Here is an 8,686-nt window from a genome sequence, read left to right as displayed (position 1 = left end):
GTTTGCCCTGCAAGAACAGAATCTTGTCGGGGTATCAGGTGCGGAACGCGCCTTTGGGCCTGTGGACTTGCCTCAGTAGAGGGAGGATGAAGCAGGAAGCCACGCCCTTCAGGGCGTGGTAGTTCACGTCCGTCCTGGTCTGTGTGCCGGCACACCTTCGGTGTAACGCTAGTTTTATACGACTACCACTCCACTCTACTCTCAGGTGAAGCCGCCATGTCTCCCGGTGACTCCCTGGCGGGGGAAAAGGAGCGGGATATGAACGATCCGGACCGCGAGCGAATTGTCAAAGAGATCGGCCGGTGCCTGTCAGGCGTCGAGGATCTGCTGCTTGGCTACCTCTACGGCTCGTTCCTCGTGCGAAGCGACTTTCATGACATTGATATAGGTCTGATCGTTTCCGGGGAAAGAAAGCCGTACGAACTCTTCAGGTATACCATGGAGATCGCGTCCGACCTGGAGCGATGCATCACGCCGAGGTACGAGGTCGATCTTCGGATTCTCAATACTGCGCCCGTGGAGTTCCAGTACGAAGTGGTGAAGACGGGAAGGGTCGTCTTTGCCCGGGATGAGAGCCTCCGGATTGCATTTGAGGCTGAAGTCCTGGCGAAGTACCTCGACCTCAAGCCTCTCTATGACAGGATGGACAGGGCGCTCCTTGCACCGGTGAACAGATGAGAATTCTTCGTCACATGCGGGAATTGCAGGACGCGCTGGAAGACTGGGGGAGGTATCAACGCATCCCCCGAGAACGGTTCTTTTCAGATCGGGATACCAGGAATATGGTTTTTCATGCCATGATGGTCGGCATCCAGTCTGCGATCGATATCTCGACCGACCTGATCGCGGAAGAGCACCTCCGGAGGCCTGCGAGTTACCGGGAAACTTTTGAGATCCTCGGCGAGAACGGGATCCTCCCCGAACCGCTTACCCGCGATCTCTCGGCTCTGGCAGGGTTCCGCAATGTCCTGGTCCATATATACTGGGACCTGGACCTCGAACAGGTCTATGCGATCCTGCAGCAGGATCTCGCTGTTCTCACGGCATTCCTCGATGCCATACAGGTTCATCTCCGTGAGCGGGATGCGGCCGACCCATAATATCGCCTGTATGAGTGAACGAACGAAGAGAGTTGATGAAAACATAGGCTTCGAATTTTGCCCGGGGGTGAACCCCCCTGATGGGGGGGTATTTCGGTGGAGAATTTTTTCAGAGTCTGAACTCCGGGACTCGCCTCTCGATCGGGAACCTGACTGTGGTGCCTCATCACCTCTTCCCCGGAGGGCCAGACCGGCACCGATGCCGCAGAGGGTGAGCCAGGTCCCAAAGCCCGGTGATTCCGTTGTCGGGGTCGGTGTTTCATTCTCCGCCGGAATGGCGATATAATCCATTTTCGGACCTTCGAGGACGACGATCTCCCAGTATATGTCTCCGTCACGGATCATGAGCAGTGCGCTCTCGATCCGGGCGTCTTCGGGCCGTTGACCGACGGCCTGTCCAATCGCCTCCGACCTGTTGATAGAAAACTGGTCTTCTGAGAGATACCTGCCTGAAACAACATTTCCGTCCTCAAGGTCGACGATATACTCGGAGAACGTCTCATTCTCGTCGACGAAGTACACCCGTGTGTGCGACGGTCCTTTCGGCTCTTCTGTATAACGCTTTGGGGAGTGGTCCTCGATATAGGACTGGACGCCCTCATCCTCTTTGAGTGCTGGATACTTCTGGTAGAGCCCGTGGAAGGGGTCGGGATCAGGGGTCTGGATGGGCAGCGCCTCATCGCGGTCGATGATTTTGACAAACACGATCGAAGGTTCCTTGGTATGTTCTGCAGTCTGGTTGTTCAGGTAGAAGAGTTTCTTCTCGCTTGCTTTGACCGGGACGATGCACACATACCGGTGTGTCCGATTCCCGCCATGTTCCCACCAATCAATCCCGCCATGTTCTTCAATGAATGTCCTGATGGTTTCGTTTTTCTGGGCATTCGGATGAATGCCGTACAGGATCAGGGTCTGGTCTCCCTGACCGGGAAGAGGTGTCTGCACCGCCGCCGATACCGGAACGGCAAGGAAGAATATCGTAAACAGAATCCCGATGATCAGGAGAGGATACCGTGCTCGAATTTTTCTTCTCATATTCTCACTCCCTTGAGAAAGAGGCACCTATAAATATCAGAAATCTGAGAATATTTCTTACCTCCGTGCAGTGTGAGACCCCGTCAGCGTCTGGACAACACAGCGGGGTCTCGCCGGGAGACCGATTTTATCTCAACTCCTCAGGATCTCTTTTCCATAAGAGTATTCTCCGTTTCTCACCCGGCCTTTGACTTCGGTGTCACCTCGGCATAGACCCTGACAACATCGTCGTACCGGTCATACCCAACGTACACCTTCTCGCCTCCTTTCTCTGTGCATTCCCAGAAATACGGCCCGATTGGCTCGTCACAGAACATGCTCACCACGCGTGCCGTCCAGTTCCCCTCGGTATATCCTGCATTGCCAAGGGCCTGCCTCACCTCGGTGAGGGGGAGAAATGTCAGTGCTACGGCAGGGTCGGGATAGTCGTATATTCCCCGGTAGTGTGGTGTTCCGTTCTCGGTGATGGAGACGTAGGCGACGGCGACAGGATTGCTATCTTGATAGAAGGGAATAAGATAGAATTCACGTATTGTGTGGTCCAGCGACGTCACCATGATAGCGTCTCCAGCGACAGCGCCGGTGAAGTTTGATGCGATATTTCTCTCTGCCTCAGCGACGAATGTGGGGATATCTTCTGGAGGGATCGTTTCTGCTGAGACCTGTGGCCCTTCTTTACCCGGGGAGAAGAGGAGGAATGTTGCAAGCAAAGACCCTACGATTACTATCAGGACAAGTCCTGCAATGAGTTTTTTGTTCATGGTTTTTCTCCGGATAATGCTACATAGATGCCAAAAAATAGAATGGATGATTGATCATGCTCTTTTATCTGTCAATTCATCATAAACCGTGACTTTTCCACGCTGATCAAACCCGACGTACTTGATCCCATCATCTGTCGTTTCAAACTGCCAGAGAGGGTATTCTCGTGATATCGTCTGGAGACATGGTTTCCAGACAAGAACGGCGTTCCCGTCACTCTCATATCCTTCACAATCGAGTGCTTTCATGGCCTCATCCTGTGTTGGGACTGGATGATATTCTGAGGACACTTCCATGCAGCTCCCGAAATCAGCGATATCATCACGGATAAAGACTTCAACGACCACGACAGTCCGGTCATCTTTTTCAAAAGGAATCAGGTAGTAATCACTGTACTCATCCTGAAGGGAGTGAACATAGAGCATTTTTCCAGGAGTTGATCCTTCCAATTCTTCCTTGAAGAGATCTAGTTTCTTCATCTCATCCAGGGCAAACTGTGAAAGGTCGGTCTTCTCTGTCATCTGGATATTATCTTCTTCATCGGCCATCAAATGCATATCTTTTGTTTTTTCAGCATAGTCGGCAGATCTTATCTGCCAGCCATTTACAGTGACACACTTGTTGTACCAGTGGCTTTCTGAAAGAGCAGGTTTAGTAATGGGAGTAAAATATTCATTCTTCCAGTCATCAGCAGAGACATACTTACTGTTAACCGATGATGACCTATTAGCTGGATCAAATGCCCATATACCATAAACTGAATACGGCCGACCTCCGTATTCAAAATATTTTGCTCCCTTAACGATCATCCAATGAGCTGAGTTATAAACCAGCGATGCTGAAGGAATCCCATATTCAGCAATGTCATATACCTGTCCGAGAATTGCAGCATCTTGATGTTGTGGTTGCCATCCATTGTCACTGGCACCAGTGCCATCTACGTAGTGCGCCACACACTCTGCAAGTCCACGGGGATCGGTGTACCATGTAGATCCTTCAATGTTGTTTGCACGAATGTAGTCGTACAGAGTGTCTTGGCTAACATAGTCCCCATGATAATCAATCCACATCTGAGCAACAGCCGCACCACAGTAATAGGGTGTTTCCTGTTCATAGTATGGTACGGTGAGGTTGATCTGCTGATCCACAGCTCCTACAGGGAATACGAGCATACTCCCTATGAAGAATAGAACCAGCAGAACCATGCTGACCTTTGAATGCTTTCTCTTCATTGTTCCTTCTCCTTTCAAATTGTTTGCTCCAAAGAATCAGCATTGCACTAAATATCACAAATGGCGAGCAACAACGCTAATCCTCCGTGCAGTGTGAGACCCCGTCAGCGTCTGGACAACACAGCGGGGTCTCGCCGGGAGACTGATCTGATCTCCACGTCCAGAAATATTCTCTCTATTTTATATGTGAGTTATGGTGCAATCGTTTAACTGTCGGCCCCCGCGAAACTGTTCTCTCCAGCTGATCGTGATCCTGGTTTCATGGATGACACTTCAGATAGAGAGGTAGCCTCACAACACTCTGTTGAAAGGGGGAATTCTCTCTTGAAAAGGCGGTAGGCCGAGAGATATGATTTCCGGGATCGTTTTTCCTTTATCTCGTGGTCGAGGCGGGTCTTCACATCGGGCATGTCGATACGCGGACACTCTCAAAAGACGAAAGGGGGCAGCCCCACGAACCCCCCGAAAAAGAAGCGCCTTCAGCAGCTCAGAGATTCAACTGCTTCGCATAGGAGGCGAGGATCTGAATGGGAAAGCCGCGGTGCTCGTCGAGCGCCTGCTCGTCGTCGGGCGACGAGACGAGCCCTGCCGCATAGAGGAGGAGGAGGGCGTTGTCCAGGGTGTACGAGACCGCGTCCTCGACCTGGTCGGCAGGGAGGTCCATCGCGAGGAGCGGCCTGTCGTCCCCGGAGAATGACGGCATCCCCTCGGAGACGGCGACCTGAGCCTGCAGGTCGGAGGCACGCTTCTTCAGGATTTCGAGCGCCGTGGCGACGGTCGCCGGGGCCTCCCTCTTCGCAAGCCTCTGCAGTGCCGTATCGGCCCGCGTCACCGCGATCCCGTACAGCCCGACCTTGAAACTGAGGAGGGCCGAGGCGATGGCGTGTCCGGTCGTCTCGTCCAGGCCCGCGAGCCGCGGCCCGACTCTCTCGATATATGCCTCCAGGTACTTTTCTGCCCGTCCCATACTCGTCTCCTCCTTTCTGCACTGATATTTATTTCCTGACCCTCACCGCGAGGAAGGTGATCGTGGCGGCGAAGAGCACCTGCATCACCGGCCCGGTGGAAAAGTCGCCGATGACGAAGATGATCACCGCAAAAACCGGCGCCATCAGGGATACAAGGTCTTTTTTCTCGGTGGAGTAGGCGATCGCCCCGAGGATGAAGGCGGCGATGATGCACGCCACCCGCCCGAACGTCCAGAAGGGGTGGGTGACAAGCATCTGGTCGCCTGCGGCGACGATGGCGAGGGTCGATACCAGAATCCCGCCGAACGAAACCAGAGGCACGGCAAGCCATGCCCTGCTGTCAAACCCATGCCACGACATATATCCCATCAGATCTATGCGCCGCACATTTAAAAGGGAGGTGGCGGAGATCATAGTGTGGCGGTCCTTGTCTTTTCCGATGTCCATGCCGATGCGGAGGCTCTCTCCCGCGTCCTCGCCCTGCGGGAGGAACCGGCATTCACGCGGCTCTTCGGCCGGGTCGACACCGTCGTGAACCTCGGCGACCTCCTCGGCCGCGGCTACGCCCCGATCGAGACCCTGCGCCTGGTGGAGCGCCTCGCCGGGGAGGTCACGCTCGTCTCCCTCCTCGGCAACCACGACCATGCCTGCATCCACGGCATACCGGTGAGCGGCAGCGACGTGAGGAGCGAGGCGGTCCACCGCCGCCTGAACAGGTCTCCCCACCTCGACGCCCTCTCCCGCCTCCCTGTCGAAGCGGTGCTCGACGCCACCCTCTTCGTCCACGGCGGCCCCCTCCGCCTCGGCGACGTCCTCACCGAGCAGCCCTTCTGGCAGCGCCTCTCCCGCGTGCCAGGCCCGAGTTTTGCGGGCTACCACTACACGCCGCAGATGGCCTTTGCCGAACTGGAACGCCGCGGCCTCTCCCACCTCTGCTGCGGCCACCAGCACGTCCCCCTCTGCTGCCAGAAAAAGGACGACCGTATCGTCTCCGTCCCCCTGAGGCCCGAACCCCTCCCCGGCCTGCCTGTCGCGGGGGCCTGCATCGACCTCTCCGTGCCGACCATCACGCGGCTCGGTGCCTGCACCGGAGAGAACCCGGAGTGTGCCGTCACCGACTTCCGCCGCTTCTGGTATCTCAGGCTAGAGTGACGGGCCGGCCCGCCACCGCGGCGAGAGCCTCCTCCAGGCGGTGCAGGCGGTCTGCCTCCCCGTCTGCAAGGGCCCTCTTCCGCGCCTCCGCGCTTGCGAGCGCCTGCCTGTCTCTCTCCTTCTCTGCCTCCGCGCTCGCGATCGCCTCTTCGAGTCTCCGCGCCTCGCCGAGGGCGGTGCAGGCCCGTACCCGCTCCTCCGCGGCGGCGACCCTCTCCCGCACCCCGTCGAGGGCGGCGATCCGCGCGTCCATCTCCTTCTCGGCCGCCCCCGCGTCCGCGAAGAGTGCAAGGTCGTCCTTTCCTTTCAGGGCCAGTTCGCCCCCTGGGATCTGCCTCTGCACGACCCCTGCCGCGGCCTCGACGAGGGGGAGAATCTCCTCGCGGCCCGCGTCAAGCGGCCGGTCCAGGAGCGCGGTGCAGGCTTCGAGGGTGCGGAGGTCCTGCTGCGCACGGGCACGCCCCGCGACCCGCTCCGCCTTCCTCATCACCCGCGCCTCCTGGGCCGCCGTGTTTGTGAGGTCCTGTACGGCCCCTTCCTCCTCCTTTTTCAGTCCGGCAAGCCTCTCCTGCTCGGTCATGCAGGCGGCATAGTCCTGGCCCGCTGTGAGCGCCCGGAGTCTCTCCCCGTCCCTGGCGATCGCCGGGTCGGCCGCCTCCAGCCTTTTCCTGAGCGCCCCGATCTCCGCGTCGAGATTCTCAGTCTCTGTCCCCGCCTCCGTGACCGCGGCAAGGCCCGCACGGGCGGCGCCGATCCGCGCCGTCGTCGCCTGTGCCTCCTTCACCAGGCCGGTGAGGGTGTTGATCTCCCGGCCGATATCCCGGGTGACCCCCCTGACCTCCTTCATCTCCTCCGGGAATACGGCGGCGAGGTATCTCCCCTGCCCCTTCTGGGCCTTCAGGAGGCCGGTGAGGAGTTCGGCGGCCGCCGCATAGAACCCGTCCGCATCGTCAGGGAGGGGATGGGCGGCCTGCTGCTCCATCGCGGCGATGAAGGCCGGGAGAGAGCGGTCTGTCACGCTCTTCAGTTTCGGGTGGACGTCCTCCCGCCCTTCGGCGTCCTTCAGCGTTGCGAGGAGACGGCCGAGGTCCTCCAGCGAGGCCGAGACAGCCGTCCTGCACCTCCCTGTCGCCTCCTCCAGGCCGGCCTCGATCTCCTCATCCCGTGCGTCCAGCCACGCCCCCGCCCCGTCGACGGTGAGCGTGAGACTCTCCTCTACCTCTTTCTTTGAAAAAAGACCCTTGAGAAAGCGGAACATCACCGATCTATCGGTGGCCCGCTATAAAGGGTTTCAGGCACTCAGTCCGAGCAGGAGATCTGCTTGATCCGGTCGACGCCGTGGATCTGGTCGATGACGTCGGCGACACTCTCCGGCACGAGACTGCGCCAGTCCTCGTCCGCCGCCATCCGCCGCCTGATCTCGGTGCCCGAGAGGGTGTCGCGCATGTACATCGGCAGGGTCTGCACCTTCATGCCGCCCTCGGAGAAGAGCCTGATCACGAGGGGGTTGTTCGAGTAGACGACGTCGAAGTACGGCGTCATCGAGTAGACGTGCGAGACCCAGAGGGCGTTCCTGCGGAGGTCCTCGATCGGGATCGCGTAGAAGGGGATGCCGATCTCCTCCAGGGCCGCCGCGATCATCATCACCCTCTCGCCCGCGGTGAAGGGGTTCTCGACCTCGTGGGAGAGCTGGGCGCTCCCGACGCCGATGACGATCTCGTCGACCTGGGGGGCGATCCTCGATATCACCGAGTGGTGGCCGTTGTGGTACGGCTGGAACCGCCCGATGTAGAAGGCACGCGTCATGGCCGCCCCGCAAGGGACGCGATGAGCGCGGCGTGCGCCCCGGCCACGAAGCCCGCGTCGATGTTCACGACGGTCAGCACGGAGCAGGACTGGAGCATGCTCGCGAGTGCCGCCTGACCCTGGCCCATGAAACCATAACCTGTCGAGACAGGGACGCCGATCACCGGCCTGTCCACGAGCCCTGCGACGACGGCGGGAAGAGTCCCCTCCCGCCCCGCGGCGACGACATAGACGTGCGCCCCGGCAAGGTCCTTCAGGGCCGGGAAGAGGCGGTGGACCCCGGCCGCGCCGACGTCGTAGGCTGTCCGCACCTCGCAGCCCATCTCCTCGGCGACGACACGCGCCTCCTCCGCCACCGTGATGTCGGCCGTCCCCGCGGTGAGGATGGCGACGATCCCGCCGTTCTTCTCGGGCTGTCCTCCCTTCGAGAGGACGACCGCCTGCGCCCGCTCCTCGTGCCTGAACGCGAGGCCGGCCGCCTCAGCCGCGGTCCGCACCGCCTCAGCCTGCTCGGGGGAGACCCGCGTGGCGAGACAGCGCCCTGCAGCGTCGGCATGTTTGAGCATGATCGCCACCAGGTCGGCCGTCTCCTTTCCCTCCGCGAGCACCGCCTCGGGGATGCCGCACCGCA

Annotated in this window: 11 protein-coding genes; 4 read left to right on the top strand and 7 right to left on the bottom strand. The window is 59.0% G+C overall.

Going from position 1 to position 8,686, the window contains the following annotated elements; translation table 11 throughout:
- Window positions 1-258 precede the first annotated feature (258 nt).
- The 3 genes from PHP59_RS09805 to PHP59_RS09795 all read left to right on the top strand — a co-directional run bounded on the left by PHP59_RS09805 (window position 259) and on the right by PHP59_RS09795 (window position 2,168).
- On the top strand, window positions 259-678 hold the full coding sequence (locus PHP59_RS09805) for a nucleotidyltransferase domain-containing protein (protein ID WP_300166482.1): 420 nt from the start codon (window positions 259-261) through the stop codon (window positions 676-678).
- Complete coding sequence (locus tag PHP59_RS09800) at window positions 675-1,100, top strand: DUF86 domain-containing protein (RefSeq protein WP_366943747.1); 426 nt, start codon at window positions 675-677, stop codon at window positions 1,098-1,100. The genes PHP59_RS09805 and PHP59_RS09800 overlap by 4 nt, the downstream gene beginning before the upstream one ends.
- Window positions 1,101-1,670: 570 nt before the next feature.
- Window positions 1,671-2,168, top strand: coding sequence for a hypothetical protein (locus PHP59_RS09795; RefSeq protein WP_300166480.1), 498 nt, complete (start codon window positions 1,671-1,673; stop codon window positions 2,166-2,168).
- 143 nt (window positions 2,169-2,311) lie between these two features.
- Here PHP59_RS09795 and PHP59_RS09790 read toward each other — a convergent pair whose 3' ends face one another.
- From PHP59_RS09790 to PHP59_RS09775, 4 genes are all read right to left on the bottom strand, one after another.
- On the bottom strand, window positions 2,312-2,896 hold the full coding sequence (locus PHP59_RS09790; protein WP_300166478.1) for a hypothetical protein: 585 nt from the start codon (window positions 2,894-2,896) through the stop codon (window positions 2,312-2,314).
- Window positions 2,897-2,950: 54 nt separating this feature from the next.
- A complete protein-coding gene (locus tag PHP59_RS09785; RefSeq protein ID WP_300166476.1) occupies window positions 2,951-4,129 on the bottom strand; it encodes a C39 family peptidase in 1,179 nt (392 codons plus the stop codon).
- Window positions 4,130-4,616: 487 nt separating this feature from the next.
- Window positions 4,617-5,096 carry a hypothetical protein gene (locus PHP59_RS09780; protein WP_300166474.1) on the bottom strand — a complete coding sequence of 160 codons (480 nt, stop codon included), beginning with the start codon at window positions 5,094-5,096 and terminating at the stop codon, window positions 4,617-4,619.
- Between the two features lie 28 nt (window positions 5,097-5,124).
- Window positions 5,125-5,457 carry a hypothetical protein gene (locus PHP59_RS09775; protein WP_300166472.1) on the bottom strand — a complete coding sequence of 111 codons (333 nt, stop codon included), beginning with the start codon at window positions 5,455-5,457 and terminating at the stop codon, window positions 5,125-5,127.
- A gap of 57 nt (window positions 5,458-5,514) precedes the next feature.
- Here PHP59_RS09775 and PHP59_RS09770 point away from each other — a divergent pair, with 57 nt between their 5' ends.
- Window positions 5,515-6,249, top strand: a complete 735-nt coding sequence (locus PHP59_RS09770; protein WP_300166470.1) for a metallophosphoesterase — start codon at window positions 5,515-5,517, stop codon at window positions 6,247-6,249.
- On the opposite strand, the gene PHP59_RS09765 is transcribed toward PHP59_RS09770, so the two are convergent.
- The 3 genes from PHP59_RS09765 to larB form a co-directional block, all read right to left on the bottom strand.
- The gene (locus PHP59_RS09765) at window positions 6,236-7,507 is read right to left on the bottom strand and encodes a hypothetical protein (protein ID WP_300166468.1); all 1,272 of its coding nucleotides are present in this window, start codon (window positions 7,505-7,507) and stop codon (window positions 6,236-6,238) included. The two genes, PHP59_RS09770 and PHP59_RS09765, sit on opposite strands and share 14 nt — an antisense overlap.
- Before the next feature lie 41 nt (window positions 7,508-7,548).
- Window positions 7,549-8,055 carry a nicotinamide-nucleotide adenylyltransferase gene (locus PHP59_RS09760; RefSeq protein ID WP_300166466.1) on the bottom strand — a complete coding sequence of 169 codons (507 nt, stop codon included), beginning with the start codon at window positions 8,053-8,055 and terminating at the stop codon, window positions 7,549-7,551.
- The coding region (larB, locus tag PHP59_RS09755; RefSeq protein WP_300166464.1) for a nickel pincer cofactor biosynthesis protein LarB at window positions 8,052-8,686 on the bottom strand (635 nt) is incomplete at its 5' end. The genes larB and PHP59_RS09760, both read right to left, overlap by 4 nt.

Source organism: Methanofollis sp., assembly GCF_028702905.1.
Taxonomy (GTDB): domain Archaea; phylum Halobacteriota; class Methanomicrobia; order Methanomicrobiales; family Methanofollaceae; genus Methanofollis.
This window is presented reverse-complemented; position numbering and strand designations above follow the sequence as displayed.

What these genes read in the sequence shown, in the direction of transcription:
- PHP59_RS09790 (WP_300166478.1), bottom strand. Translation starts at nt 2,896, where the DNA reads ATGAACAAAAAACTCATTGCAGGACTTGTCCTGATAGTAATCGTAGGG.
- PHP59_RS09765 (WP_300166468.1), bottom strand. Translation starts at nt 7,507, where the DNA reads ATGTTCCGCTTTCTCAAGGGTCTTTTTTCAAAGAAAGAGGTAGAGGAG.
- PHP59_RS09780 (WP_300166474.1), bottom strand. Translation starts at nt 5,096, where the DNA reads ATGGGACGGGCAGAAAAGTACCTGGAGGCATATATCGAGAGAGTCGGG.
- PHP59_RS09805 (WP_300166482.1), top strand. Translation starts at nt 259, where the DNA reads ATGAACGATCCGGACCGCGAGCGAATTGTCAAAGAGATCGGCCGGTGC.
- PHP59_RS09775 (WP_300166472.1), bottom strand. Translation starts at nt 5,457, where the DNA reads ATGTCGTGGCATGGGTTTGACAGCAGGGCATGGCTTGCCGTGCCTCTG.
- PHP59_RS09760 (WP_300166466.1), bottom strand. Translation starts at nt 8,055, where the DNA reads ATGACGCGTGCCTTCTACATCGGGCGGTTCCAGCCGTACCACAACGGC.
- PHP59_RS09785 (WP_300166476.1), bottom strand. Translation starts at nt 4,129, where the DNA reads ATGAAGAGAAAGCATTCAAAGGTCAGCATGGTTCTGCTGGTTCTATTC.
- PHP59_RS09800 (WP_366943747.1), top strand. Translation starts at nt 675, where the DNA reads ATGAGAATTCTTCGTCACATGCGGGAATTGCAGGACGCGCTGGAAGAC.